General features: G+C 61.8%; 25 protein-coding genes. 6 read left to right on the forward strand and 19 right to left on the reverse strand.

Features of this window, described 5'->3' with window-relative positions:
* Positions 1–50 precede the first annotated feature (50 nt).
* The 4 genes from J5251_RS08660 to J5251_RS08675 form a co-directional block, all read right to left on the reverse strand.
* Positions 51–413 (reverse strand): hypothetical protein, encoded by a 363-nt coding sequence (locus tag J5251_RS08660; protein WP_208575789.1) that lies wholly within the window; start codon positions 411–413, stop codon positions 51–53.
* A 58-nt stretch (positions 414–471) separates the two neighbouring features.
* The gene (locus J5251_RS08665) at positions 472–1,209 is read right to left on the reverse strand and encodes a TY-Chap domain-containing protein (RefSeq protein ID WP_208575790.1); all 738 of its coding nucleotides are present in this window, start codon (positions 1,207–1,209) and stop codon (positions 472–474) included.
* Positions 1,206–2,696 (reverse strand): ADP-ribosylglycohydrolase family protein, encoded by a 1,491-nt coding sequence (locus J5251_RS08670; protein WP_208575791.1) that lies wholly within the window; start codon positions 2,694–2,696, stop codon positions 1,206–1,208. Before J5251_RS08670 ends, J5251_RS08665 begins: the two co-directional genes overlap by 4 nt.
* Positions 2,697–2,758: 62 nt before the next feature.
* Positions 2,759–3,646 carry an ARPP-1 family domain-containing protein gene (locus tag J5251_RS08675; protein ID WP_208575792.1) on the reverse strand — a complete coding sequence of 296 codons (888 nt, stop codon included), beginning with the start codon at positions 3,644–3,646 and terminating at the stop codon, positions 2,759–2,761.
* A 135-nt stretch (positions 3,647–3,781) separates the two neighbouring features.
* Between J5251_RS08675 and J5251_RS08680 the strand changes: the two genes are divergently transcribed.
* Positions 3,782–4,447 carry an NUDIX hydrolase gene (locus tag J5251_RS08680; RefSeq protein ID WP_208575793.1) on the forward strand — a complete coding sequence of 222 codons (666 nt, stop codon included), beginning with the start codon at positions 3,782–3,784 and terminating at the stop codon, positions 4,445–4,447.
* Between the two features lie 599 nt (positions 4,448–5,046).
* Here J5251_RS08680 and J5251_RS20645 read toward each other — a convergent pair.
* From J5251_RS20645 to J5251_RS08710, 6 genes are all read right to left on the reverse strand, one after another.
* Positions 5,047–5,595 carry a DUF1643 domain-containing protein gene (locus J5251_RS20645; protein ID WP_208575794.1) on the reverse strand — a complete coding sequence of 183 codons (549 nt, stop codon included), beginning with the start codon at positions 5,593–5,595 and terminating at the stop codon, positions 5,047–5,049.
* 102 nt (positions 5,596–5,697) lie between these two features.
* Positions 5,698–5,919: a helix-turn-helix domain-containing protein gene (locus J5251_RS08690; protein WP_208575795.1), complete on the reverse strand. Its 222-nt coding sequence runs from the start codon at positions 5,917–5,919 to the stop codon at positions 5,698–5,700.
* A 292-nt stretch (positions 5,920–6,211) separates the two neighbouring features.
* Positions 6,212–7,633 carry a DNA cytosine methyltransferase gene (locus J5251_RS08695; RefSeq protein ID WP_208575796.1) on the reverse strand — a complete coding sequence of 474 codons (1,422 nt, stop codon included), beginning with the start codon at positions 7,631–7,633 and terminating at the stop codon, positions 6,212–6,214.
* A 130-nt stretch (positions 7,634–7,763) separates the two neighbouring features.
* Positions 7,764–8,528: a TdeIII family type II restriction endonuclease gene (locus tag J5251_RS08700; protein WP_208575797.1), complete on the reverse strand. Its 765-nt coding sequence runs from the start codon at positions 8,526–8,528 to the stop codon at positions 7,764–7,766.
* Between the two features lie 693 nt (positions 8,529–9,221).
* Positions 9,222–10,421 carry a restriction endonuclease gene (locus J5251_RS08705; RefSeq protein ID WP_208575798.1) on the reverse strand — a complete coding sequence of 400 codons (1,200 nt, stop codon included), beginning with the start codon at positions 10,419–10,421 and terminating at the stop codon, positions 9,222–9,224.
* Between the two features lie 137 nt (positions 10,422–10,558).
* Positions 10,559–11,440, reverse strand: coding sequence for a helix-turn-helix domain-containing protein (locus tag J5251_RS08710; RefSeq protein ID WP_208575799.1), 882 nt, complete (start codon positions 11,438–11,440; stop codon positions 10,559–10,561).
* Here J5251_RS08710 and J5251_RS08715 point away from each other — a divergent pair.
* Both J5251_RS08715 and J5251_RS08720 read left to right on the forward strand, forming a co-directional pair.
* The gene (locus tag J5251_RS08715) at positions 11,418–11,600 is read left to right on the forward strand and encodes a hypothetical protein (RefSeq protein ID WP_208575800.1); all 183 of its coding nucleotides are present in this window, start codon (positions 11,418–11,420) and stop codon (positions 11,598–11,600) included. The two genes, J5251_RS08710 and J5251_RS08715, sit on opposite strands and share 23 nt — an antisense overlap.
* 95 nt (positions 11,601–11,695) lie before the next feature.
* Positions 11,696–12,943 (forward strand): hypothetical protein, encoded by a 1,248-nt coding sequence (locus J5251_RS08720; protein ID WP_208575801.1) that lies wholly within the window; start codon positions 11,696–11,698, stop codon positions 12,941–12,943.
* A 363-nt stretch (positions 12,944–13,306) separates the two neighbouring features.
* Here the strand turns inward: J5251_RS08720 and J5251_RS08725 are convergent, their stop codons facing one another.
* From J5251_RS08725 to J5251_RS08765, 9 genes are all read right to left on the reverse strand, one after another.
* Positions 13,307–13,837, reverse strand: a complete 531-nt coding sequence (locus tag J5251_RS08725; RefSeq protein ID WP_208575802.1) for a VOC family protein — start codon at positions 13,835–13,837, stop codon at positions 13,307–13,309.
* A 35-nt stretch (positions 13,838–13,872) separates the two neighbouring features.
* Positions 13,873–14,454 carry an amino acid synthesis family protein gene (locus tag J5251_RS08730; RefSeq protein WP_208575803.1) on the reverse strand — a complete coding sequence of 194 codons (582 nt, stop codon included), beginning with the start codon at positions 14,452–14,454 and terminating at the stop codon, positions 13,873–13,875.
* A gap of 7 nt (positions 14,455–14,461) precedes the next feature.
* Positions 14,462–15,319: a fumarylacetoacetate hydrolase family protein gene (locus tag J5251_RS08735; protein WP_279633614.1), complete on the reverse strand. Its 858-nt coding sequence runs from the start codon at positions 15,317–15,319 to the stop codon at positions 14,462–14,464.
* Positions 15,320–15,412: 93 nt separating this feature from the next.
* Positions 15,413–15,946 carry a cupin domain-containing protein gene (locus J5251_RS08740; protein ID WP_208575805.1) on the reverse strand — a complete coding sequence of 178 codons (534 nt, stop codon included), beginning with the start codon at positions 15,944–15,946 and terminating at the stop codon, positions 15,413–15,415.
* Positions 15,947–16,008: 62 nt separating this feature from the next.
* Positions 16,009–16,989 carry an IclR family transcriptional regulator gene (locus J5251_RS08745; RefSeq protein WP_348272971.1) on the reverse strand — a complete coding sequence of 327 codons (981 nt, stop codon included), beginning with the start codon at positions 16,987–16,989 and terminating at the stop codon, positions 16,009–16,011.
* A complete protein-coding gene (locus J5251_RS08750; RefSeq protein ID WP_208575807.1) occupies positions 16,949–18,265 on the reverse strand; it encodes a cytochrome P450 in 1,317 nt (438 codons plus the stop codon). The genes J5251_RS08745 and J5251_RS08750 overlap by 41 nt, the downstream gene beginning before the upstream one ends.
* A gap of 68 nt (positions 18,266–18,333) precedes the next feature.
* Entirely contained in the window at positions 18,334–19,293 is a 960-nt protein-coding gene (locus tag J5251_RS08755; RefSeq protein WP_208575808.1) for a PDR/VanB family oxidoreductase, read from the reverse strand.
* A 33-nt stretch (positions 19,294–19,326) separates the two neighbouring features.
* Positions 19,327–20,436: an alcohol dehydrogenase catalytic domain-containing protein gene (locus J5251_RS08760; RefSeq protein ID WP_208575809.1), complete on the reverse strand. Its 1,110-nt coding sequence runs from the start codon at positions 20,434–20,436 to the stop codon at positions 19,327–19,329.
* A gap of 275 nt (positions 20,437–20,711) precedes the next feature.
* The gene (locus J5251_RS08765) at positions 20,712–21,893 is read right to left on the reverse strand and encodes a helix-turn-helix domain-containing protein (protein WP_208575810.1); all 1,182 of its coding nucleotides are present in this window, start codon (positions 21,891–21,893) and stop codon (positions 20,712–20,714) included.
* A gap of 167 nt (positions 21,894–22,060) precedes the next feature.
* Between J5251_RS08765 and J5251_RS08770 the strand changes: the two genes are divergently transcribed.
* The 3 genes from J5251_RS08770 to J5251_RS08780 all read left to right on the forward strand — a co-directional run bounded on the left by J5251_RS08770 (position 22,061) and on the right by J5251_RS08780 (position 26,849).
* Positions 22,061–23,383 carry an MFS transporter gene (locus J5251_RS08770; RefSeq protein ID WP_208575811.1) on the forward strand — a complete coding sequence of 441 codons (1,323 nt, stop codon included), beginning with the start codon at positions 22,061–22,063 and terminating at the stop codon, positions 23,381–23,383.
* An 80-nt stretch (positions 23,384–23,463) separates the two neighbouring features.
* Positions 23,464–25,125 (forward strand): thiamine pyrophosphate-dependent enzyme, encoded by a 1,662-nt coding sequence (locus tag J5251_RS08775; RefSeq protein ID WP_208575812.1) that lies wholly within the window; start codon positions 23,464–23,466, stop codon positions 25,123–25,125.
* Complete coding sequence (locus J5251_RS08780; protein ID WP_208575813.1) at positions 25,122–26,849, forward strand: amidohydrolase; 1,728 nt, start codon at positions 25,122–25,124, stop codon at positions 26,847–26,849. Before J5251_RS08775 ends, J5251_RS08780 begins: the two co-directional genes overlap by 4 nt.
* Positions 26,850–26,859 lie beyond the last annotated feature (10 nt).

The following is a 26,859-nucleotide window of genomic DNA, read 5'->3' on the forward strand; positions in this document are numbered from 1 at the left end:
ATGGCGACCTCCCTGGCCTGGTAGTTGGTTTGGCGGTGTTGTTCCCTTTCTTAGATTCGTTGGGATATCTGCGGTCGGCTGAGTTTGCTGAGCTCCCTCAAGATCTTGGCGCCTTCGACGTCGTAGACCTCTGTCAGATTGGCGATGGGACGGCCGGTCGTCCGCGTCAGGAAGGCCAGCGCGGCCTCTTTGGAACGAAACCCAGCACGCCGCAAGCCGTGAATAATTTCCAGCTTCTTGGCGTCGCCCAGCAGTAGCCTCACCGGTTTGCGCTGGTCATTGCCCGTGTCGAAAATTGCATAGCCGTCGCTCATCATTCCCCCAAGAATGTTCGTCGTTCTGACGTGGCAGCTGATGCCTGCCCCCGTGATTTCACAGTAGGGCTTGCCACTGACATTTTTACGGGCAGCCATCGCGAGTACGACGGCGATGGAGACTTTCCGCCTTCGCGGAAGTCGGTGAGACGACGGCTTACAGCTCTGGCGGAGCCGTTGCAACATGCCAGCTAAGTTGGCGGACATCCGGGCAGGACCGGCCGTGTCTGAGGCCAGCCAGCACTTCCCCGGCAGTGAGCTGCGGTCCGGTGCGCATACTGCTCCAGTTGGGGCAGGACGTATCCGGTGCGTTCCAGCCGGCCGCCTTCAACACGTCACCGTGCAGCGGCCAGGTGTCTCCGGGTAGATAGTCATTCGACACGATCTCGCACCAGTAGCCCTCTTCGTCCAAGGCGACCTGAGCGTAGGGTGCACAGGCGTCTTCCGTTGACTCTCCGTACTCGACCAGGACGAAGTCACCATCCTTGAGCCACTCGATGTCCTCGGCCAGCGCCAGCGTGGCGCCCTGCCAGTAAAGTTCCATCTCATCCGGATGCGGTTCTGTCTCCTTCGCAGCTGGAGCCGGCGAGGCGAGGGGCCACATACATGTTCCGCCGAAACGGCCTTCGCCCGCCTGATAGGCAGCCCCGTCAACGTATGCGATGCCGCGCTCGGCAACCTCCCGGCACAGGCTACCGTCCTCGTGTTCTGCGCCTCGGCCGGAGGCGCTGATACGGTCCGCTTGGTCTTCGAAGCCGTTGAACATCCGGACCTTGCGGCCCATGACATGGGTGGCACGGTCCGTGCATGCCGGGCACAAGTAATTCCGCGGGATCAAATGCTCCGGCCTGTCGCCACCGCAATGCGGGCAGGCCCGCCCCAGCCCGCTGTTCACTGGGCCTCCTGCGAAAGACGCCGCAGCAGTCGGCGGAATCCGGGGTTCGGGTTGGCGTGGGGGAGGACCTCACGGACCTTCTCCAGTGCTTGCTCCGGAGTCATGCCCGTAACCAGGGCACCGTAGAGAGCAGCGACGGTTGGCGTACGGCTTTCCATCCGAACGCAGTGCAGCAGCACACGCTTACCTTCGGAGCGGAAGAGAGCGACGGCGGCAGCGGCCTCCCGGAGCGCGAATTCCAGATGGGCGTTAGCGTCAGCCGCCGCTTCATCCAGTACCCACAAGGAGGCATGGTCGGACGGATCCACGTGGGTTTCGGCGGTGCCAACACGGGAGAGGGAGACGACGGCGTCGTAGTCGGTCCGGGACAGGGCCGGGGCTCCGCCCAGGAGCACGCCGTCATCCAGCGGGTGGGCAACGACGGCGGTCTTGGCTGCACTGATGAACGCCGAGTTGTCGAAGACCGGCAGGTCCGGCCAGCGGCCTTCCGTCCGACCCTCGCCGCGGGCCAGCTGCAGGGCCAGCCGCTGCAGATCCCGGGCCTCGTACCCGGGCCAACCGTGCAACTTCCGCCGCCACTCGAACGGCACTGCAGTAAAGCCATGCGCGGCGCCGAGCAGTCCACCGGCAATTGCGGCGACCGTGTCGGTATCGTTCCCGCCGCGGACCGCAGCCTCAAGCGCGGCACGAAGATGCGCCGGGCCGGAAGCTGCGTCCGTCGTCGTCGTAATAGCGGACCAAGCAGCCTGGAAGGCTTCGACTACCCAGCCGTTGCGGGTGAAGTCGCGCGGCCGGCTGCGTTCAGCGGTTTCGATCCGCTCCAGCCACAAGGCTGCCCGTTCACCGGGCAGGAGCTCCAGCCCCTTCCGGATGTCCAGATCGCCGGTGAGGACAGCATGCCGGATGGCCAGGCACCAGAGCGCGCAGGCCTCACCCGCCTCCGGATCGAAGTGGGTCAGTGCGCTGACCTCCATGGCCGCGTCGAACAGCTCCCGCTCGGGCCGGTCGAGGAAGGCCAGCGCCAGGGGAGCAGTGCGCATCAGCGAGCCGTTGCCGCCGGAACGGCCGGAGGAGCGGTGCACCTGCTCGGACGCCGCGTAGGCATCTGCTGCGGTGATCGCGGTGCGCCCCTCGGCGGCGGCCGCACTCCGTGCCCGGCCCAGCACGGAGCTGGTCTGGACGCCCACATCCTTGGCCTCACGTGCCCACTCGGACCAAGCCTGCGCCATCGCGCTCTTGGCTTGCTCGTCCAGTCCGCGGCGCTCGCCGGCGGCTTCGAGCAGGGCGTCGGCGATAACGATCGCCATGGACGTGTCGTCCGTCCACTCGGAGGGGGCGAACCCGAACGGGCCGCCGCCCTTCATGCTGACGTCGGCGGTGTCCGGCAGGGCGGGTCCGAATTCGTAGCCGGCGCCCAGGGCGTCGCCGGCGGCGAGGGTGACCAGGACGCCGGCGGCGCGGTCATTCTGCAAAGAGTTCAGGTTCATGGGGCCTCCAAGGGCGCGAAGTGATGAGGTCAAGTGTTGCGGATGAGGTGGAGCAGCGGCGGTTAGATCGCCATCATTGGGTGGTGCGTGTCCCAGCTGCTCAGGTGCGCCAACGCTGGCAGCCGCTTCGGCGGTGCCCAAGCGATGCCGCTGGCGGTGACCCGGCCGTCACCGGTGGTGATCGCCGAGCCATCCAGGCGGGCTCCCATCTCGGTCAGCCGTACGGCGAGATCGCGGGCGGATTGTGCCGGCGTCTTGATGCTGGGTACGTTGCCGGCGAACACCTGGATGTCCAGCCACGCCGCTTCCACCAGCGGCCGGTAGTGCTGCACGAACAGACGGTGGCTGCCGAAAAGCTCCAGCATCAGGGCGTTGCCACCAAAACCAACGACGACGCCGCGTTGGCCTTCGATCGGCTGCGGCAGCTTGGCAAGGTCAAGACCTGCGTGACGGGTGCCGGCGTCCAGGTGGTCAACCAGCGAGCCGGAACCGGAGACCGTGTGCAGGCCCTGATAACGGGCGACCCGCTCCCACACCCTGCCCTGCGTTTCCGGCCCACGGGTTTCGCGGTTCAGCTCCGCCCGGACGTTCAGCGGCGCCCGCCGTGCGGAGCGGCCGTGAACGGAAGCTCCGCCCCAGCGGCCCTGCTCCACGCAGTACGTTTCGACGTCGCGGCTTTCGCCCGGTGCCAGGATCACGTCCCGGGCGCATACCCGGTGCTGATGGCCGCCCTCCAGCAGTTCGCCTTCGAGCAGCAGAAAGGGCTTGGTGTCCTTGTTGCTAACGGTCAGTTTGGAAACCTGCGGACCGGAGGCCAACTCCGTGACCTGGAGGTTCGCGGCGGCACCGCTCGTTAGGCCGACGGCGCCCCGGCCTTCGGTCCAGACCGGGAAGAGAGTGAGCGGGCCGAGCTTGGTGCCGGCTCCAATGTGTAAGGTGCTGATCTTCATGATTCCCCCAAATCTGCCGCCGGTGCCCCTTCAACCAAAGAGGTCGGTCCGGCGGTTAATCTTTTACGCATCATCGCGCTAATTCAAAGATAGAGCAGTTTGGTAATTAGCGCAATCCTGCGTTTAATGGGTTCTGTGGCTAAAACTAACGACGTCGGCAAGAGCCTGAGCGACTATCCCTGCCCCTCAGTAGCAGTAGACACCGCGGTACTGACAGTTTCCGGTGGCGAGCTCGGTGTCTTGGTCGTCGCGCACGACAAGGTGCCTGGCCATGGGTGGGCCCTTCCCGGCACCTTTTTGCACGAGGGGGAGCGGTTGGCAGATGCAGTGCTTCGCTCCCTGCGTGAGAAGGCGCATGTGTCCGGGCGACAACCACAACAACTGCATGTATTCGACGATCCGAAGCGGGATCCCCGCGGTTGGATCCTTTCTGTCGCTCACGTCGACGTCGTTCCAATACAAGACCTGGAGCCAGCCATCAAGGCCACTGGTGTTAAGCTCTTGCCCCTGTGCGGCGACATCCCTAACCTGCCCTACGACCACCCGGCCATCGTCGCCAAAGCAATCGAACGGACTCGAACCGCCTACTCCGCCGAACCAGATCCCGGGGGCTTGCTCACCGGCGCATTTACTCTGCGCGACCTGCGCAGATTACATGAGACGGTCATGGGAGAGGAGCTCATGCGCGACACCTTTCGCCGCTTCATGGAACCCAAGCTCGTCCCCACCGGGGAAATGACCGACGGTGGCCGGGGCCGACCATCGCGATTGTTCCGTCAGCCAAACTGCGATAATCGCTAGGAGTTCCGGAACATCACCAGACAACGTACTCTGTCGTGCGGTTGTGCTACCGCTTGCCTCTCGTCTCGCATATATGTCACCGAGATTGGAAAGAAGCGCTGATGCCAAGCTCAGTGAGAGATGGGGCGACGTCCAAATAAATACGCCACGGTAGTGGCGGTTCCCTACTACTTCCGAGCGGGAACCGGCTGGAGACCTTCGCTCCAAAGGCACTAGTTTCCGTGCACCGGCGGTCTCAATTTGTCGCGTCGAAGGACGCGTCTTCGTCGTCTGGGTGCTGTGGCCTGGAAGCAGGGGTAACGGCGGGATCGCCGGCTTGAAGTCCAGAAAACTGGATTAGTCCCGCGGCTACACCAAGACGACGGGCCACGAATTGCCCGAAACGATCACGGTTAAGATGCGTCATTGCTGGGCGACATGTTGGCGAAGTCAGACTAAGGATCCAACCGGGGCCGATGGATAGTGGTCACCAGGCACCGCTATAGGAGATCCGCCGCGCCCGTGGGGCGCCGGGCACGTGACCGAGAAGCTGACAGCACACGACGAGTCATAAAGCTCGCAGCCCCGATTCCAGCACGAATTCACCATCCCCTGACTCCTCATTTCGGTGTGCCATTTTCGTTCGCTCTTGAATATTGGTTACTCGGTTTCCAGGATTGCAGTTGACTCGAATTACGTAAGTAGAGCGGGTGGCGCGGATGTCCGTCCTTGGTCGTTCCCCAGCACTCAAGCGGGACGTCCTCATTCCGGAGCATCTCGTAGACTATGTTCGCCCGGCGTGCCGCAAATGGGTGAGCGCTCCACGCGGCGACCATCCGAGTGCTCTCCCTAGCGGCAGTTAGGATGTGCTCGTCGTTCTCTGGTCCAATCGGGTCGTTGGCCTGAGCAAGAGCACCCGGGTCGGTACTACGCAGTGCGAAGAGGTTAACAATCCGCAGCCCTTCGGCTCCAGCCGCCTTTGCGAGTCCTATGCACCTGCGGATCGTGGGATCGTCTTGAGTCGCGTCGGCTGTTGAAGGATTCAGCATGACGACGGTGAGCATCGATGGATTGTCCGATACCACCCAGTGCCGGGTTAGCTCGTACCGATAAGGGCCTTGGACGACAGCGGATGGCGCACAGTGTCCTCCGGAGGTTACCGGATCCATGTCGTTACTCCTTCACTCCTCCAGAGCGGCGACATGATCGCCCGGGACAGGCACTGTCGTATACATCATGCAGAACGAACGAGAAACCTGCAGGGGATTGTGCTAACCATCTGCGTTTTCGTCGTCCTCGGGGGGACTCGTAAGCCGGGCGGCGGCGGCCGATTTCTCGTACGCTTTGGCAATGAACTCCTCCAAAATCCGAATCTCCACACGCCACTGACCACGGCCTCCAACCTGGATCGCAGGCAGCTCGCCGGAGCGCACTAATGCATATGCCTGTGTAGAGGAAATATTCAGCTCCGCACCGACATCACCGAGCGTCATGAATCGTCTGTCCGTCACTGTGGAACTGCCCTCCTTCAACTCGATTCATCATGCCTTCATACAGCACGTTTCTTATCCACCCTATAAGTTTGAATCTATGTGAAGATTCTGTTGCCTCAAAAATTGGATTGTCGGCAACGCGCCCGAGCGAACCGTTACGTATGCCTGAGATGATGAAGCATTCAATATATCCCTCCCGTCGCCAAAAGTTATGAGCGGCGTCTGAGCCACCGCTGAGCTTTCTTTTTAAAGGACGAATAGCAATGGATTAAGATGAAATTGCGATGACGTCCTAGACCTTCGTCAGAGTGCGACTATCAGTCGGAGCGAGAAGTATATCTTTATCGCTGGTTCGCTTGTATCTTGAATAGGGGAATCCACTAGGTTCCGTCCAGGATATGCCAGCATTGTGATTTAGGAGAGCTTTTCCGATAGCTTCTCCCAACTTCAGGGGTACAGCATTTCCTAGCTGCTTGTACTGCGACACTAAGTTGCCTTGGAGTATCCAGTCATCGGGAAAATCTTGGAGCCGCTTGTACTCCTCAACACTTAGAGGCCGGTTTTCCACCGGATGCGCTAGGTCTGTGGCAGGCATTGTCGGATGCGTCACAAGAGTAGGGGACGGCTTGTCCCAAGCCAGGCGTCTGAAGAAACCGGTCTTCCCTCCTCCACTGAAATAGCTGTTGCCCATCGCTTCCTTCTGCAGCTCTTCTGGCAGATGTTTCCAATATTGTCCTGGCCCGAGTAGTTTGTAATAGCGGAGGCGGTTTTCGGGAAACTCCAAATGATTCAGATCATTCTCATCTAAGCCTTCAACGGATTCTCTGAAAGTTTTCCAACGCGGTAAGCCAAATGAAGTATCGTTGGAATTCGTGGGGCTCAGAAAAGGCACGCGTTCCCCATCCCGAGTGCAAATCAATATGACTCTTTCGCGAACTTGCGCGCTACCATAATTAGCTGCATTGTATAGGTTGAAAGAAACGGAATAGCCAGCCTCGCGAAGCTTTTGAACCACATAAGCAAGGGCGCCTCCTGGCTTCTCCTCTTCAGATAGTGGTGGGAATTCAGGGCCACGCTGATTGTGAGGCCTATGTTTTAGCGCGGCAGACAGTAGGCCTCGAACGTTCTCTAGCACCGCATATTTAGGGTTGAGTTCGGAAATCAAGTCAATAAAGTGTAGAAAGACGTTACCCCTGATATCTTCGAATCCACGGCGCGCACCTGCAGTGCTAAATGCTTGACAGGGCGGGCCGCCGGCGACGACATCAATCTCCTCGTTGGCTCCTAGGCCTGCAATGGCTCGTATGTCGGCGGCCGAGTACTGCCAGATATCACCGAGAAGTGGTAAATCAGGTCTATTGTACTGAATCGTTTGACGGCAAGTTCTGTCGAATTCACACGCAAGAACCGTTTCGAGTCCAGCTTTCTCTAATCCGAGATCTAGTCCCATAGCTCCAGAAAAGAAACTGAGTACTTTCATTTTTTCCTTATCCAATTGTTCTTCCGGATGCGATTTAGGCATAACAAGGGTTCCGCGCTCTAGGGCCGAACGCCGCACGTCGTTGGCGGCTATTCCCCAGGTGCGGCCAATGCGTCGGCCTCCAAGTTCACCGGTTCTAAGGAGGGTGCGTATTCTTTGCGGGCTAACTTTGAGCACATCAGCTGCTTCCGCAACTGAGATCAAGTCGTCGGGACTTCTAGAAGTTTCGGTCACGAAACCTACGCTATACCGACACCAGGGCGTGCCGCGGCACCTGGCCGTGCGTGTCGTCATCGCGGATGTAAATCACAGGCGATGCAACAGCTGCCGTTCTCTGGCACGCCGATGAATACTCGCCGTTGGGCTACTTCGTGAGAGCGTACTTTTCTATGATGAGTTTGGTCTGTGCACCGACCTGTTCAGCTACGCTCAGCACCTTTTCGTACGTACCTGGGCCACCGAGCGTATCCCAGTAGTCCCTTCCAATGAGAACCGGCTCGTCGTTCAAGAAATCGAATACGCGTAGGGGAGGGGTCCAAGAGTAGGTGGATCGGCTTTCGCCGTAGGGATTGTAGTACAAGCCAAAGTACACATTTCTAGTGGAGTCTTCGCCGCCCAATTTGAGGAGGTCACGCTTTGCTTCTGCAGTCTGATCAATATTGGGTTTGACCGTCTTGATGCTCATGTAGTTCTCGATGCCATCCTTGACCCAGTAGAGGTCGGATCGTACCCGTCGTGTATCCGGGGATCCGTACGCGCCGGCTTGAAGTACCTTGCCCAGGTCATTCTGCCAATTTGGTAGGTACAGGTTGCCTGCGACTCTTGAAGATCTAACAATATCTTCGATCGCTTCCCATTGAACCGTAGTTAGAGTTACATGGGTGTCGTGTTGCGTCTCAGCGACCGTGGCTCCCGAACCTAGGGCCACCAGCCGCGATATTTTTTCGATGACCGACTGTCCGAAGGACGTAGAGAAGGAGCGCTCGAATCGGCTCCAAAAGACGACTTCATTCGTGAGAAGAGCGGTGTGAAAAGGGCGGTGCGTATCTTCAGCACTGAGTCGTGAAACGGTGCGTAATACACAGTCCTCCAGTAGTGCGTGTATTTGTGTCATAACGTTCGTGCTCATTGTGTCCCCCCTGTCTAGATCGGTAGATTAGAACTACCGATTACGCCTCAGATGATCTTGCCGGAAAGTTGCGCAACATCCAATTTGGTCGCCTGAGGGACATCTTTGGGTGCGGGGTGTTGTCCATAATACGGTCAGGGCTGGCAGCGCACTGTGTTCGTAATCAAAGCGTTGGTTGGTTGGTTGTTCCACTCACCCGCCCTGTGGTCGCGCTTCTGGAGCCGGTGCATAATGGCATCGTACCGAGCCGAGGCCAAGAGCGGAGTACGTCCGGCATCATATCCAATGAGAAACGCGATAGAAGCAGACAAACTACCCGACTACGAGGAAGGCGCCTTGAACGGCGCGGGCAACGTCGATGCCTGTTAGATGCGTCAATCGGAGGAGACGTTTCTAGGGTGCTGCAGTGACAGAAGAGCTGGTTAGACGACAGGGCAATGCTGCCAGTGGTTTGCACGCTGGATCCGCCATAGCTAACAGCTGTCCCAAATCGCAGGCTTTCGATCAGCGAGGCGAACGAGGCGGCACTGGTGCGGCAGATCTCGTCAGCCGGCAGAATCCCATTCCGATTTGGAGTGGGCCTTTTGAATCCCATGCTTAGCGTCAGGCTACCGAGTATGTGCGACTCAAGACGAAAAGAGATATTCACCAACTGGTCGTGCGCCCTGCAGATGCTGCATACAGACCACGCGGTCATATGCTCGGATGAGAAATCGAGCCCTCGATCGTCGGAAACTCATTCATGAGGAGCTCCAAGAGGTGTTCTGACCGGCTGTACCCTGCCTGTATAAGTGTCTTCGCCACATCCCTGGCCGCGACGATCACGACAGGATGGCCATCCTCAACTATTTCTTCATAAGCTTGGCTGGAGACATACGACGTCGTGACAAGTACTCCGAATTGCCGATGACGAAGTCTTGAGATGAGCCTAGAGACGGCGCGGACACCGATTCCATTAGACAACTCATAACATTTTGCCTCGATGGCGCAGTCAACGAATATCGCGCCGTCACCATGACCTATTCGGAACTTGGCTAGAGCGTCTCGCCCCCCGTCGCGATGCCTCCTCGTAACGTCGTACGAAACCACCGTTCCTAAATGCAATTTAGCGATCCAAGCAGCGAAGTCCTCAAATGCGTACGGATCCTCACGAAAGTGATGGTAGATCGTATGTATGAGATTCTTCTGCCTGGGTTCATTAGGGAGCTGAGCGTTCTTACTGCGATAACGCACCGTCTTAGGCGCTTCCAGCGGTATTCGAATGCCGTTTTCAATCCAGCGTTCCCAGGGCGCAGGCATGAATTGCTGCTTTTCAAAGGCCACGCCGGACTGAAGCTCGGTTAGCCACCGCCGCTCGATGCGTTCCACATTAAGTACAGTGAATTGAGCCCGGTAATTCAGAAACCTCTGATTGTCTTTAGTTCGCCAGATAGCAACGAGCGAACTTTCAGTCGTTGATCCGTTGACACCAGGCACCCCGAGACCAAGGAAACGAACATCGCGGCCAACTCCCGTTGATTCAAATAAGAAGACCGGTGGCATGAGCTTACGAACGGCGGCAGGCTTTTCGTACGCTGTAAACAGCTCTCTCAAGAAGGAATTTCCGCGCCTGGGAGTCCCATGCAGGTCTCGGCCTGGCGCCTTGTTATCTCCGAAGTAGGTGAAAATTCCCGTCTCAGGATCTAGTCCGTCAGGCCAGTCTGGGTCAGAAGAGTTGGTGACGAGCACAGCCAATCGAGCACGTCCTGTACCCATGAGTCGAAAACCGCCCTGATTGCCGACTCCCATTAGTTTGGAAATTGGATCATCACCAACATGACCAGATGTGCCGCCTCTAAACTGCGCGTCTATTGTCAAATCAGATATGGGTAGTTGGATAAAGTCCACTGCCATGGCGTCGCGCCTCTGTTCTCGGTTATTTATAGGCCTCCAATACTCATCCTTAGGTTAGCCGTTCCATCAAGTAGGAGTCCTAGCCATCGACGGATTCCTTCTGATGTGCTTAGTCGCCCCTTTAACGAGTGGGTGAACTATGACCACGCGACGACGAGGCGGGCGGCTTGGTGGGGGATGGTGACGTCGATGCCGGTGAGGTCGGTGAAGCGGCGGGGGCGGTTCATGAGGGTGTTGCGGTGGCAAAAGAGCTGGTCGGCGGACTGGGCAATGCTGCCGGTGGCTAGGTAAGAGCGGACTGCCTCCTCCAGTCGTGCTCGTTCCACTGGTCCGCTCTGCGCGAGCGCGGCCTCGACGTCGGGGACGACGGGGACGCCGGTTTCCGAGAGGCGGTGTCGGGCTAGGCGTGCCCAGGCGTTTCGCATGGTCAGCGCCTGCTGATCGTCGTCTTCGACGAGGGAGGCCAAGGCGCGGGCCGCCTGGGCGGCGACGCGCAGGTCAGCTAGTCCGCGGACTTGTTCAACCAGGCCGCACCTGATCTGCCGAACCTGCTCGATGGCTTCGCGGACTGCGCTGCCGGGGCGGTCGTCAGCTGCCCAAAACGCGACCAGTCCGTCGGGCAGCGGGTGGGTGAATACCTCCGTGCCACGACGGGAAGCCGCGGCAATGACGACGCGGAGGGCGGCGGCGTCGTCCGTTGTTGCTGCTGCCACGACGAGGGGAGCGTCTTCGTCGATGCCGAGTTCGTTGGCGATGCGGGTGAGCATTTGCGGGGCCGGGCTGACCGGGCCGAACATGGTGGCGACGTGGCCCTGCCGCACGGAGGACGCTTCCTGGGCCATGCGCTGGCGCTCGGCGATGTAGGTGGCCTGGGTCTGGGCGGCGTAGGAGTCCACCACCTGCCACACCGTCTCCGCCCTGCGCACCAGCAGCTCGGCGTCGCCCGGGTCGGCCAGGGCCATGAGCTCACCCCAGATAACGATGAAGTCGATTCGGATGGCCGCAAGTAACAACTCCACAGACGGTCCGGTACTCGCCGTCCCCAGCGGCCTCGCCGACGTCGGCATCCCCACCGGCGTGCAGATCGTCGGACCCCCTTCGACGACCACACTGTCTTCCGTATCCGCTATCGCCGTCGAGCAGCTCAAGCCTTGGGCGCATTTGGTGCCGTCGCTGTAGTCACCTTTCGTTCGACAGCCATTTTGTCGCTGTCGGCTTGTACTCTGAGGGGGTCAAACAATTCATTTTTAGTTGGGGGAACCGAAGTGTCTTCGATGGTGGACAACGAAATTGAGCTGATCTGCGACGGCGATGGCCTCGCTGTCATCGGGGCCCCCACGGCTGTTGAACGCTTTCTCGTCTCGGAGGGATTGCCATCGAGGGAACTCGGGCTGCAACGGCTCCGACCTGCCATCGGTGCCGCGTCTGGAGTGGTACAGGCAGGGTCTGAGATTGCAGCGAACTCAGGTCGCTGGGTGAAGTTGACTGAGAAGTCTGCGCAGCTTGCTAAGAAACACAATCTTATGAAGGGTTCGGAGACGGGCTTCAGCCGTGCAGTGTTGACGGAGAATGGCAAGATCAAGGGCATCCTCGAAGTGGTGAACACGCCCGGATCGCTTCTGACCAACCCGGCGATTCTGTCTGGTGCCGCCGGCATCATGCAGCAGGCTGCGATGCAACAGGCCATGGACGAGATCACCGACTATCTCGCCGCGATCGATGAGAAGGTCGACGACATTCTCCGCACCCAGAGGGACGCCGTACTGGCGGACATGATCGGTGTGGACTTCCTCATCGAGGAGGCCATGACCGTCCGAAACAAGACTGGCCGGGTCTCCGAGGTCACGTGGTCGAAGGTTCAGGCCACGTCGGCGACGATTGCGCGGACTCAGGGGTACGCGTTGCGTCAGCTTGACGCACTCGCCGAGAAGGTGGACCACAAGGCCAAGATCGGCGATCTCGCGAAGGTGTCGAAGGAAGTCGAGTCCAAGATCCAGGAATGGCTCGCCGTTCTGGCGCGTTGCTTCCAACTGCAGGATGCGATCGCCTTGCTGGAACTCGACCGCGTGCTGGATGCTTCTCCAGATGAGTTGGACCGGCATCGCATCGGACTCCGGGCTGCGCGGCAGAACCGGTTGGAACTCATCTCGCGGAGCACCGAGCATATGTTGGCTCGGATCGATGCGGCCGCCAAATGGGCCAATACTAAGGTACTGCTACACCCGAATTCTTCCCGCTCGATAGTGCATTCAAGCAACTACGTCGCCACCGGCGTCATCGACTTCCATGAGAGGCTTGGGATCGAGACTGGCCGCGAGTCCTTAGAAGCGCAGCGTTGGCGAGATGCGGTCGTAGGGGCGAAGGACAAGATGCTTGAGACAGGCGCAGAGGGCGTCGGCGCCGCCGTGAACCTCGGCAACGAAGGACTCGACCGAGTCCGATCAACGAAGGACAGACTCTCCAACGGGGTGCGGGCGTTCCGTCAGGCTATCAAAGACGACGAACGCGACGCGGAAAGCTGAGTGGCCGGCTGCGTTAGCTAGGCGGGCTAAAGGCGAGGAGCCGCTACAGAGAAGCGGCCGCCGCCCACCGCGCCTTTGGGGGTTGGTCTTGTAGGTAGACCCCTCGGGACTCCGCCGAGTGAGCGCCTCCCGCAGCGTGTCAACGTACTTGGCCGACGGCATCTGGTGGGGGTTGCCGAGTAGCCTTATCGTGCTCTTTTAAGAGCGATGGAGAGCAACATGTTCTGCATCGTTCCGTACAAGGGTTCATCTCTGTGAGGCGTGTCAGGGCCATGAGCCAAGGAGATTCAGTATGGCGATGCAGGTGCCCGGATGTACTGTCCCGGCACCTGCACTCGATCGCGAACCGATGGTGCCGCCTGCTCAGACCTTTGCGAAGTCCGCTTGCCATTCCTCGACAGTTTTGAAAGTGGGATCCGCGCGGCAGATTCGCTCTGTTTCCGACCAGATCTCCACGTCATCTTTCTCGAGGTCTAGGGGCTCCCCGTGTGGCTGGGCTACGTACCAAGGCGTGTCGAGGTACACCTCAACTGTGTTGCCCTCGGGGTCCGCGAAGTAGATGGACAGGGCGTTGCCATGGTTAAGCCCGCGCATCTGGGTTGCGCCGCGTTCCAAGGCCCGCTGCCGTGCCTCGCGCAGGTTGTCGATCTCGCTGATCTTGAACGAAATCTGCATGACAGTGCTCGGTTGGTTAGGGTCGCGCCCTGTTGCTAGAGCGAGTTGATGATGCTGGGTGGGGTTGCCGCTGAGGAAGGCGATGGTGAAAGGCATCGTTTGCCCCTCTCCGCTGTCCGTGACGACCATTCCGAAAACATCACAGTAAAACTTGGACATCAGGTCGAGGTCGTGAACGAAAACGCCGAAGTGCGACAGCGCGGGTGTGTATTCAGGCATTGCTTCTCCTTCTCGATTAATCGTGGGACAGCGAACTAGCGTTGACCATCATGGACGCTCACGGCATCGGTGGTTAGTCCACCCAACCGAGAGTGGATCCGGCCGCCGTCGGCCATCACCACAGCGAACAAAATCTCCGCTGGCCGGGGGGAGTCCTGGAGCCCGATCTCCATAGCGGTGTAGTGGCTGCGTACGTATGCGGCGCGGATGTAGTGCATCGGCACCATGAGCCGGTAGCCTGCGGACGCGACGGCCTTGGCGGAGGGGACCATCGCCGGCGGGTCACCCAGGACCTGCCGCATAGCCCAGCCGCCGGCTTCGTGCCAGACTGCACCGTGCTCGGTCTCACCGCCAACGCCCACGATGGCGCCTTTTCCATAGGCCTCGATCCGTTCCGGCCCGCCCATTGCGTCCGCCAGCTCCGTAGCCAGTTCTGTACCCAAAGCTCGCAGTTCGGTCATGAAGGGCAGCAGGTCTTTCTCATAGCGCCCGGCGTACGGGTTGCTGACGACGGCGCAGGCCGCGCCCATCCGCACCGGGATTTCGGGTGCGGGTCCACCTTCGTGGAATACGGTTTCGATTGACAGAGATCGTTTACGGACTTCGTACAGGGTCACCGGTCACTCACCCTTGGGCCGTAACAGGGTTCTTCAAGATCCCGATCGATTCGATCTCAACCTCGACAGTGTCCCCGGGTTTCATGAATCGTTGGGGTTTCCTGCTCCATCCCACGCCCGCGGGCGTGCCTGTGACAATCACATCGCCCGGTACAAGAGTAAATATGGTGGACGCGTAATTGATCAGCTGCGGAACGGAAAAGATCAGGTGGCTGGTATCCCCGGATTGGACGACCTCGTCGTTCAGGCGGGTGGTGATCTTCAGCGTCTGTCCGGGAACTACCTCATCGGCAGTCACCAGCCAAGGACCGAAGCCGCCGGTGTTCTCGAAGTTTTTTCCAGCGGCTATCTGCTTCGCATGGAATTGCCATTCACGTACGCTGGCGTCGTTGTAGCAGCTGTAACCGGCAACGTGATCCCAAGCATCGTCCTCTGCAATATCCCGGCCTTCCTTGCCGATGATCACGGCGAGTTCGCCCTCCCAGTCCAGCGATTCGGAGGCCCGTGGACGAACAATTGGCTGGCCATGCGCCGACTGCGACCTCCACACGCGCAGGAAAATCGGCGGATACTCGGTGAGTTCCCGCTGCATTCCTGCTGCCAGCACTTCCTTATGGTGGTCCATGTAATTCCGCACCGCACAGACGATTTTCTCCGGCCTCGGGATTGGAGGCAGGAGGGTTACCTGATTTAGCGGTGTCGAATCTATGCCCCTAATCAGTTCCTCTCGATTGGCGAAGGCATTACTGCCTACGAACTCGGCCAGGTTTCCGCAGCTGGATGGTCCACGCAAGTCCACTACGTTCTCGCCGATAACGGCTCCGAACGACTCTTCACCGTTATGCGTGTAGGACACTAGTTTCATTTGATACTCCTCGTTTTTGGCTTTCAGGGCGCAGCTTTGCTCGATCCGCCCTTATAGGGTGGGTTTGCCCATGGCTTGTTGTGTGCGGACTTGTCAGTTGACGACGGCAGATCCCATTAGCACGATGAAGATCGTCGCCGGTGCGTCCGTCGGGTTTCGCCATGCATGCCGGGTCGCGTTCTGTACCACGATGTCTCCAACGGTCAGTGGTACTGTCACGCCGTCATCTAGTTCCAGGACTAGTTCGCCGTGGGTCACGACCGCGTAGTCGACTGTTGGAGACGTATGCATCCCCGGGGCGTCGGCCTCGAAGAGTTCGTAGAGGCCCGGGTTCATCGCCTGGTCTTCGGAGCTGGCAGCCTCCGGATCGAAGGCTGGGTCTGTGTAGACCGTGCCCGGAGGGAAGGTAATGGTCAACGCGACAGTCTCACCGGCACTGGGTACGAAGCAGGCCAAGGGCCTGTCGACGCTTTCGGTTGCCGGGGCGACGCTCGCATCTGTCCGCCAGATGAGTGCATCGGCAAATCCTGGAGTGTGTACGTAGTTGCGGGATACCGGTGGCTGTCCGTCCTTCACTACTATCGATTTTCCGGACTCGTCGACTCCGGTCACTACCCGTCGTTGCATCCTTACCTCCTGTTCGTTGTGAGTACTGGTCCTGATAACGCCATCAGTTTGGCCGGTGTCGGTCATCCGGCACGGTCCCTCGTCTCGTTCCGATCCCAATGGCGCAGCACCGGACGGAACAAGGGCCCTGAAAAGGTTTCCCGGGCAGGACCGTTGAGGAACACCGTCAGTTCCTTGGCTGCTGCCCTGACTGACCGCTCCACGTCCTGTAACGACGCTGACCCAGCAGGAATGATGGCGCCAATGCTACCCACCAGCGTCCGGCGCTCCCCGAAAACAGGCGCGGCACAGGCATCCAAGCCGGTGACCAACTCGCTGCAAGACCTAGACACTCCTTGCCGGCGAACGACAGCTAATCGGTTATCCAGGTCACCGGGGTCCGTGAGGGTTTTGGCGGTGTAAACGTCCAGCGGAGTCCGGAGGATCCCGTCCGCCAGGCCGCGGGGGCCGTAAGCGAGGAGGACTTGTCCGGCAGCAGTAGCGTGTAACGGAAGATGGCTTCCTGCGCGGGAAATTCTCTCGTCCGCTTCGGGTGGGGACAGCTTTTCCAACACCAATGCCTGAGGTCCATGCAGTACGGCAAGGTGGACATGGCCGCCCGTCGCATCCAGCAGTTGCTGCAGGTAGGGCATGGCTGCCTCGCCGAGGGAGAAACTGTGCGGCGTGTGCGCCGCGATGCCCCACAGGTTCAACCCCACGACGTACTGTCCGGAGGGCGTGCGTTCCAAGGCGCCGCACTCGACCAGATCCTGGACTAGCCGGTGTGCGGTGCTGGTTGGCAACCCCGACGCCCGCGAAATCTCTGTCAGGCTCAGCTCGATCCGGTCCCCGGAGTATGCCATCAGAATTGCTACAACTTTGCTGACAACTGATTGACCCGGCATTGCGCTGTTCCCAGCCATATTTCCCCCAAACACCCCACAGTCAGTTCGAGACATCAATGGCTCGACGGGTCTGATCCTAGCCCTGTTACGGACTCTCGTTCTCTGCGCGGGCACCAGATCACGCATCTGCCGAACCCCTGGCTGCTGCCGGCGCCACATCCCAGCTGACCCGAAGTTCCTCAGGACCGCGGAAAGAAGTGTTCGCCATGTAACGGAATTCCTGGTCACTCAACCGCATCCCAGGGAGGCGGCGCGTCAATTCCTCCAGGAATACCCGCATTTCCAGACGAGCTAAGTGATTGCCTAGGCACATGTGTGGTCCATGGCCGAAGGCCACGTGCTCACCGTTGTTCGGACGCTCCGGATCAAAATCGTCCGGCGCGTCGAAGACCTGCTCGTCATAGTTCGCGGACCCAATGACCATGAGGACCTTGGCACCTTCCGGGATTATTGTGCCGCCGACCTCGACGTCCGTCTTGGCTTTCCGCCTCCACGCCACCACTGAGCCGCTGTGACGCAGGCATTCCTCGACGACACTGGGAATCAGCGACGGATCCCGGCAGATAGCATCCCACTGCTCAGGGTTCCGCAGCAGCGTTACCAACGCATTCGCCGTCGCGTTTGTTGTGGTTTCGTGGGCGGCCATGGTTCCGCCCATCACATTTGTCTGCAAATACGAGTCGGGAAACAGGTCCGGATACTCACGCTGAAGTTTGATGGTGTGCCCGATCCAGCCTGGCGGGTTTTCCAGTTCCTTCAGTTTTTCGACGATCCGCCCGCCCATTGCCCAGAACTTACCCAGTCCATCTGCGGCGCGTAACTCGTCCTCCGGCGACGGCTGCCCCCAAAGGAACTCCGTCATCGAAGTAGCCAGGAGACGGACCGTGTCGACGTCCTCGTCAGGGACTCCGAGGAATTCGAGGGCGATGAGGCAGGGCAGGTCCCAGAGCAGGTCGGCGATGAGATCTGCGTGTCCGCGGTCGACGAACCGGTCAATGTAGGTGTTGGTCGTGTCCCTGATAAAACCTTCCAGTGGATCGATATTCTCTGGCATAAAGACGGGCGCATTAAGCCGCCGGATTTTGCGGTGCACCGGCTGGTCTGAATCCACGAGCACCGGTGTGGGCCCGAATGCATATTTCCCCAGAATCTCGCCTGCCTCCTGCGATGGCGGTGTCACGGGAGCCAAAGTAATTGCGGCCGAGAAGGACGCGGAGTCGCTGAATACCTTCTTCACGTCTTCGTGCCGGGTAACGACCCAGTATCCGGTTTCCTCGTCGTGGAAAACGGGCTCATTCGCCCTGGCCCAACTCAGAGACCCTGCGGGATCCTGCTGATAGCCACCCTTGAAGAAGGAAAACTCATTGCCCGCTCCGCCGGCAAACGGGCAACGTCCTGTTGCTGGGGCGGCGTTCGATGTGGATTGTGTAGTCATGGTGTACGTCCTTGTACTCGAGGTGAAATTGTCTTCGGTGGAATGGATCGCAAGGATCCGGAGTGGTTTTAGAGGTCGAGCACCAGCCGCTGACCTGCCGCACGACTGACGCAAATCATCAGAGATTCGTTCCCGTCTTGCTCTTCCTGCGTCAGTACCGAATCCCGGTGGCAAACTTTCCCGAAGATGACCGGGGTTTCGCAGGTTCCGCAGGTGCCTTCAGCACAGGAAAAAAGCACTGGCACGCCAGCGGAGCGCGCGACTTCCATAATGGAAGCGTTTGGGCCGACGTTGAGGGTGATTCCGGACTTGGCGAATTCGACCTCGAAAGCGTCGTCGCGGGCCGTTTCCTCGATCGCCTTGGGCGCGAACCGTTCGGTCCGCACCCGAACGGGGTCAACCCCAGCTGCCTGCGTGGCCGACTCGAGGGCTTTGAGCATCGGCTCGGGTCCACAGCCGTATAGCAGCGCATCGTCTCCTGCCGTACGAATAATGCCCTGCAGGTCCAGAAGCCCCTTTTCGTCCTGTGGCCACAGGACTACCTTGTCCAAATAGCGATCTTGGAGCTGCGCCGCCTCCGCCATGCTGACCAGGCTTCTTCCTCCATATGTGAGAGTCCAAGGAGTGCCTTCGGCTTCTGCTTGTTCGATCATGGGCAGGATCGGGGTTATCCCGATTCCCCCAGCGATGAAGATATACCTGCCAGTTGGCTTCAGTTCGAAATTGTTCCGTGGGCCTCGCACTGCGATGTGATCGCCAGCCTTGAGGTCGTCACATACGCGAAGGGAGCCACCCCGTCCGTTCTCTTCCCGGAGGACACATATGCGCCAGCGCTTACGGTCACTAACCGGGCCGCACAGAGAGTATTGACGGAGGATGCCGGACCCCAGATCGAGTTCGATATGCGCCCCAGGTGACCACGCTGGCAGGTCGTGTCCCTCGCTGTCGGTCAGCCAAAGGGCAACGACGCCGTCGGCCTCGTACTGCCGGCTCTCTACTCGCAGTGTTCTTGTTCCGTTTTGTTCCATTACAGCCTCCTAGCTGCTGATGGCATGTTCCGTTCAGGAGGGGGAGATGATGAAATTGCTGAATCCGCCGTTTCGGACTGAGATGCCCGAAATGGCGTCGTTGACCTGTTCGAGCGGGTACACGATGTGCTCGAAGACTGAGAGGTCGACCGCTCCGGACGCGGCCATATCAACCATTGCCTGCCCCTCACCGGCGCTGAACCAGCAGGACCCGATGAGCTTCTGCTGCTGGTCCATCATGTGATGAACATCGATAGGCACAGGGCCGGCCGTGGCACCAATGTTTACCGCGACTCCACCCCTTCTCAGCGACTTCAGTCCTTCATTGAAGACGGAGTGGTCCGCGCCTGGGCCGAGGGCGTCAATATGGACGTCGACGCCTTCGGCAATGAGTTCTTTGACCCAGCCGTCCACCGGTCCGTCTGCCAGCGAGTGAGTGTGGATTCTTTGTGGATCCAAGGCTTTCACCTCGTCCAGCAGTTCCCGGTTGCGGCCGGTACCTAGAACCATGGGCGCCCCCAACGCCAATGCGAACAGCGCCACCCCTAAACCTAGAGTCCCGCTGATTCCGTTGATGAGGACAGTTGTCGTCGGCCCAACTCCCGCCTTGCGGAGGGCGGCAAAGCCCGTCCCTAGGTATCCCAGCCGGGCTCCGGTCTCGAAGCTGATGCTCTCGGGCAAGCGCACCAGCGAATACTGCGGTGCGATGGTGTATTCGGCGAGGCCGCCGTAGGGATACCGGTCGAGCATGATTCCGCTGGACGGGGTCAGACCGAAGTATCCGGAGAAAGCAAAGTTCTGGCAGTGCATGCGATTATTCGACCGGCACTCACGACATGAATCGCAGTAGCGGCCGGGATTGACATAAACGCGATCACCGGGCTTAAAGCCCTTCACATCTGTACCGACCGCGTCCACCACACCCGCGGGATCCAGTCCGAAGATGGCGGGCAAAGAGGGGAGCGGATTCTGTGGAAACCAGGTCGTCCAGTTCTGCAGGACATTGGCCAGATTGGGCACGATATTGCAGGCTTTGACTCGAACCCGCACATCCGACGGACCAGGCTCGGGCGTCGGTATTCGCTCAAGCAACATCGGTGCGCTGACATCGTGCATCCTTGCTGCCAGCATCGTCTCTGTCATGTTCGCTCCTGAAGACGTATGGAATAAGAAACCGGCTAAGGAGTGGGAGGACCAGTTGGAACCTCTCCAGAATGACCTCGAAAGCCTGTCCCAAGAGTGTCGTATGTCACAGGAGCGCACCTCTAGGAAGATCCCGCTGAGCGGGAAAACTGCTGACGCGGCTATGGACTTTCGGCATCATCCGGAGAGTCGCTGCCGCGGATTCTGGTGAAGGATGCCGGTTCGCGCGGTGGTCTTCATATTCGCGGCCCGACAGCAAATTCGGCGTTCCGCGGCTAGGACCAGGCGACGACGAGGCGGGCGGCTTGTTGGGGGATGGTGACGTCGATGCCGGTGAGGTCTGAGAAGCGGCGGAGCCGGTTCATAAGGGTGTTGCGGTGGCAGAAGAGCTGGTCGGCGGACTGGGCGATGCTGCCGGTGGTTAGATAGGAGCGGACTGCTTCCTCCAGCCGAGTCCGTTCCACCGGTCCACTTTGAGCAAGCGCCGATTCGACGTCAGGGACGACGGGGACGCCGGTTTCCGAGAGGCGGTATCGGGCCAGTCGGGCCCAGGCGTTGCGCATAGTGAGCGCCTGCTGGTCGCTGTCTTCAACCAGGGAAGCCAGAGCCCGGGCTGCCTGGGCGGCGACGCGCAGGTCAGCTAGTCCGCGGACTTGTTCAACCAGGCCGCACCTGATCTGCCGAACCTGCTCGATGGCTTCGCGGACTGCGCTGCCGGGGCGGTCGTCAGCTGCCCAAAACGCGACCAGTCCGTCGGGCAGCGGGTGGGTGAATACCTCCGTGCCACGACGGGAAGCCGCGGCAATGACGACGCGGAGGGCGGCGGCGTCGTCCGTTGTTGCTGCTGCCACGACGAGGGGAGCGTCTTCGTCGATGCCGAGTTCGTTGGCGATGCGGGTGAGCATTTGCGGGGCCGGGCTGACCGGGCCGAACATGGTGGCGACGTGGCCCTGCCGCACGGAGGATGCTTCCTGGGCCATGCGCTGGCGCTCGGCGATGTAGGTGGCCTGGGTCTGGGCGGCGTAGGAGTCCACCACCTGCCACACGGTCTCGGCCCGGCGGACCAGCAGCTCGGCGTCGCCCGGATCCGCCAGAGCCATGAGCTCGCCCCAGATAACGGTGAAGTCGATCCGGATGGCCGTCATGAGCGATTCCACGGGGATTCCGGCGCGGGCGCGGGAGACGCCGACGTCGAGGGAGATGTTCTGCCGCTCGGCCACAAGCCGGTCGCTGTCCGCACCCGGGCGCAGGCTTTCGATCAGCGAGGCGAACGAGGCGGCGCCGGTGCGGCGGATCTCGCTGGCGGGCAGGACGCCGTCCCGGTAGTCGTCCAGCTGCAGGACGCGCTCGATGAACTGGTCCGTCAGCACGTCCACAGAGAGCTGGTCGAGCAGGCCGTTCCAGCGGGCGGCCGACGCGGCGTCGTCGTCGTTCTTTTGTTTCCTGGGTATTGCCATGGTGTTATCCGCCCCGATTTTTGTGCTTTTGCACATTCTAGCCGTCGAAACCCGCGACTTTTCGTGCGGGTGTGATGCGGCGCACTCTGGCAGGCTGGATGCATTCCCAGTCCGTTGCGCACCGTTCGGCGCAACGGGCACGTCCGTACACCAAGCGTGGAGGCACCATGTCACAGACCCTGAACCTCGAGGCCGGGGCTACCCGGAAGATTACCGACAAGGAGGCGATGAAGGTCTCCATGGGCGCCCTCATCGGCACCGCGATGGAGTGGTACGACTTCTTCCTCTTCAGCGCCGCGGCTGCGCTGGTGTTCAACGTCCAGTACTTCGCCAACGAGAACGCCACGGCGGCGGCGCTGGCTTCCTTCGCCACCTTCGGCGTGGGCCTGGTGGCGCGTCCGCTGGGCGGCATGTTCTTCGGTGCGATGGGTGACAGGATCGGCCGCCGCAAGACGCTGATGGTCACGATTGTGGGTATCGGCGCGGTAACCGGTCTGATCGGCCTGCTCCCGACCTACGCTGCCATCGGCATTGCTGCTCCGGTGCTGCTGGTGCTGCTGCGCGTGTTCCAGGGCCTGTTTGTGGGCGGCGAGTGGTCCGGTGCGATGACCATTGTGGTGGAGAACGCGCCGCTGGAGCGCCGTGCCCGCTACGCGGCAATGCCGCAGATTGGTTCGCCCATCGGCACCATCCTCTCCTCGGGTGGCTTCTTCCTGATGACGCTGTTCTTCTCGCAGGAGAGCTTCAACTCGTTCGGCTGGCGCATCCCGTTCCTGGCCGCCATCCCGATGCTCCTGATTGCTCTCTACATCCGCAGCCGGCTCGAAGAGTCCCCGGTCTTCACCGAGCTGATGGAGCACGACCAGGTGGAGAAAGCCCCGATTCGCACCACGCTGCGGGAGTCCTGGAAGCACATCATCATCGGCATGGCCGCGGCCTTGCTGGGCGTCGGCGGTTTCTACCTGGTGACCGCGTTTGTGGTCTACTACGGTGTGGCCATCCTGGGCTATTCTCCCCGGCTGATGCTGCTGGGCGGCATGATCGCCGCCATCGTGGAAATCCCCATCCTGATCCTGGGCGGACGGCTGGGCGAGCGGTTCGGCTGCAGCCGCGTGATCCTGGTGGGCGGCATCGCCTCCGCCATTGCCGCAGTTCCGTCCTTCATGCTGGTGGCCAGCGGCAACCCCGTGCTGGTGGTCATCGGCATGGTCCTCGCGGTGGCAACGCTGTCCTTCCCGTACGCCGCCTCCGGCACGGTGCTGACCGGCCTGTTCCCGGCCCGCACCCGCTACACCGGCGTGGGCTTCGCGCAGAACACCGCCGGCATGCTCTCCGGCTTCGTGCCGCTGCTGGCCACCGGCATGGTGGCCGCGGCCGGAAACCACTGGTGGCCGGCCGCCGCGATGCTGGTGTTCCTGAGCCTGTTCACCGCCGTCGCCGGTGCCGTGGCCCCGCGCATGAGCGTGGACCTGCCCGGCTTCAAGCACTAAATTCAACGTACGACGACGACCTGCCGCCGAGGCTCGATCCGCTTCCGGCGTCGACCTTCCTGATGAAAGAGCTCCACACTATGTCCCAGTCAGCCGGCCACCTGATAGTCCGCCAGCTTGAGGCGCACGGCGTCCGCCGCGTGTATTCCGTCCCGGGGGAGAGCTTCCTCGACGTGCTGGACGGGCTGCACGATTCGCCCGTGTCCACGGTGGTCTGCCGCCAGGAGGGCGGCGCCGGGTTCATGGCGCTGGCCGAGGGGCGCAAGACCGGCATCCCGGGGATCGCGATGGTCACCCGCGGTCCGGGCGCGGCGAACGCGATGATCGCCGTGCATACCGCGTGGCAGGACGCGACGCCGCTGGTGCTCTTCGTCGGGCTGATCCCGGTGGCGGACCGGGGCCGGGATTCGTTCCAGGAGTTCAGCCTGGAGGGCTGGTTCTCGACGACGGCCAAGCGTGTGGTGGTGCTCGACGACGAACACCGCGCGGCGGAGACCGTGGCCGAGGCGATGCAGCTGGCGGTCTCCGGCCGGCCCGGGCCGGTGGTGATCGGGCTGCCGGAGGACGTGCTGGTCCGGCTGACCGACGCCGACGTGGTTCCGCCGCGCGCGCTGGCAACTGCGGTGCCGCCGCGGGCCGCGATGGAGGAACTGACCGGCCGGCTGGCCGCAGCCGACCGGCCGCTGATTGTGGCCGGCGGGGACGGCTGGGGCGACGACGGTACAAAGCTCGCCGGGTGGGCGGCTGACGCGCAGGTTCCGGTGGCCGCGGACTGGCGGGCGTACGACGTCGTTCCGCATGGTTCTCCGGCGTGGGCGGGCTGGCTGGGCTACGGCCGCGCGGACACGCTGGCTGCCCGGCTGGACGAGGCGGACCTGCTGGTGTTTGTCGGGTGCGGGCGGACCGATGTGCTCAGCGACGGCTACACCAAGGGATTCAAGGCGCCGACCGTGCTGGTGCTGCCGGACCCGGATGCCGCGACGCATTCCGGCCGGATCGACCTGCATCTGGCCGTGCCGCCGTCGTCGTTCGTTGCGGCTTTGCCGGCCGCCGCGGAGGCGCGCGGGAGCCGGGGGAGCAGCTGGATGGAAGCTCTCGCCGAGGACCAGCGCCGGTACGCCACCCCGCGGCCGGATAACAGCCCCGGCGTGGACCTGGGCGTGGCCTTCGGCGTGCTGGAAGACCGGCTGCCCGCGGACAAGGTGGTCACGTACGGCGCCGGCAACGCGACGCTCTGGGGTCACCGCTACCTGACGCACCACGGGTTCGGCTCGCTGATCGGGCCGCGCAACGGGGCCATGGGGCTGGCCGTCCCGGCCGCCGTTGCTGCGTCGCTGATCGAGCCGGAGCGGCAGGTGGTGGCGGTCTGCGGCGACGGCGACTTCCTGATGAACGCGCAGGAACTGGCCGTGGCGGCGGCGCACGGTGCCGCCCCGCTGGTGATCGTGGTGGACAACGGTATCTACGGCACCATTGTGCTGCACCAGCGCAACCACTACCCGGACCGGCCGTCCGGCACCTCGATGTTCAACCCGGACTTCGCCGACTGGATCCGCAGCTTCGGCGGGCACGGCGAACGGGTCGAGACGACCGCCGAGTTCGGGCCCGCGCTGGATCGTGCGCTGGCCAGCGGGCGGCTGGCGCTGCTGCACCTGGTGACCGATCCGGAGACGATGCCGCCGGGCACCGCGAATGGGCCGGAAGAGCTGGCCGAGGTTGCCGTGGAAGAGGGCGCGCGATGAAGTTGGACCTGATCCTGCGCGACGCCGACATAATCACCCTCGAGGCCGACCGTCCCCGGGCAACATCTGTGGGCGTGCTGGGCGGGCGGATCGCCGGCTTCGACGAGGAGCTTGAGGGGTGCACGGCCGAGCGGGAAGTCTCGCTGGGCGGCGCCACCGTGGTCCCCGGCTTCATCGACGCCCACTGCCACACCACCTGGTGGGGGCTGGGTCTGGGCGCCGTCGAACTGGAGCAGGCGCGAGGCCTCGAGGAACTCTATGCGCTGCTCGAAGCCGAGGTCCAAAGGCTGGATGCGCTGCCCGGCGGCGCCCCCGACGCTTGGGTCAACGGCACCGGCTTCAACCACAAGCACCACGGCGGGGCCTTCCCTGACATCCGCCGGCTTGACGCGATCACCGGCGACCGGCCGCTCTACCTGCGGCACGTCTCCGGGCACCTGTCCATCACCAACTCCGCCACGCTGCGGCTGGCCGGCGTCGTCGAGCCCGGCTTTGCCGATCCCACCGGCGGTGCCTTGCTGCGTGGGGCCGACGGGTACCCGACGGGCGTGGTCGAAGAGTCCGCGCAGCAGCTGATCCAGAACCTGCTGCTGCCGTATCCGGTGGAGCGCATTGTCGAGGCGCTGGACGCGGCGACGACACGGTACGCAGCCGAAGGCATCACCAGTTTCACCGAAGCCGGTATTGGCGGCGGCTGGATCGGGCACAGCCCGGTGGAAGTTCAGGCGTATCTGACGGCCCAGCGGGCCGGCAAGCTGCACGCCCGCGCCCAGCTGATGCCCGCGCTTGATTCGCTGCGGCCGATCGAGGCCAACGCCGTGGATATGCACGGCACGGGCTCCGGCCGTGGGCTGGACCTTGGCGCCGTTGCGGGTTTCGGCGACGAGTGGGTGTCGCTGGGGCCGGTGAAGGTCTTCATGGACGGCTCGTTGCTGGGCGCGACTGCGGCGGTGACCGAGGACTACTGCGGCCACCAGCACAACACCGGCTACCTGCTGGATTCACCCGAGGCCTACCGCGAACGTGTCGACGCCGCCTACCGCGCCGGCTGGCCGATCGCGCTGCATGCGATCGGCGATGCGGCCATCGATCTGGCCACCGAGATCATCGTCGGCTGCCAGGAGCGCTACGGCCGCAACCACCTGCCCAACCGGATCGAGCACTTCGGCATCGCCCGGCCGGACCAGTTGGCGCCCGTGGCTGCGGCCGGGATCGCCGTGGCTCCGCAGGCCGCGTTCATCGGTCCTTTGGGTGATCAGTTTGCCGCCTTGGTGGGGCCCGAGCGCGAAGGCTGGCTGTACCGGGGACGTTCGCTGGTGGACGCCGGCATTCTCGTGGCCGGCAGCTCCGACCTGCCGGTGGCCGACAACAACGTGCTCCGCGCGATGCAGTCCTGGGTGGACCGGCGAACCGAGCAAGGCAAGATCCTCGGGGGAGCGGCCGAGGGCCTCACCGCCGAGGAGGCACTGCGGACCTACACGGATTGGGCCGCCCGGGCCACCGGCACCGCCGACCAGAAGGGTACCCTGCGCCGGGGTAAGCTCGCGGATTTCGCCGTGCTCTCCGGGTCGCCGCTGGACGCCCCGGATATCTCCGGCCTCGAGGTGCTGGCCACTATCGTTGGCGGTGAATTCAGCTTCGATCGGCTGGATTCCGGCGCTGCTGCCAGCCCCGCAGCCGAGTCTCTCTTCGCGCCCGAGCCGGACGCCGCCGTCGTTCGCTGAACATCTATAC

Source organism: Arthrobacter crystallopoietes (assembly GCF_017603825.1).
Classification (GTDB): Bacteria; Actinomycetota; Actinomycetes; order Actinomycetales; family Micrococcaceae; genus Crystallibacter; species Crystallibacter crystallopoietes_B.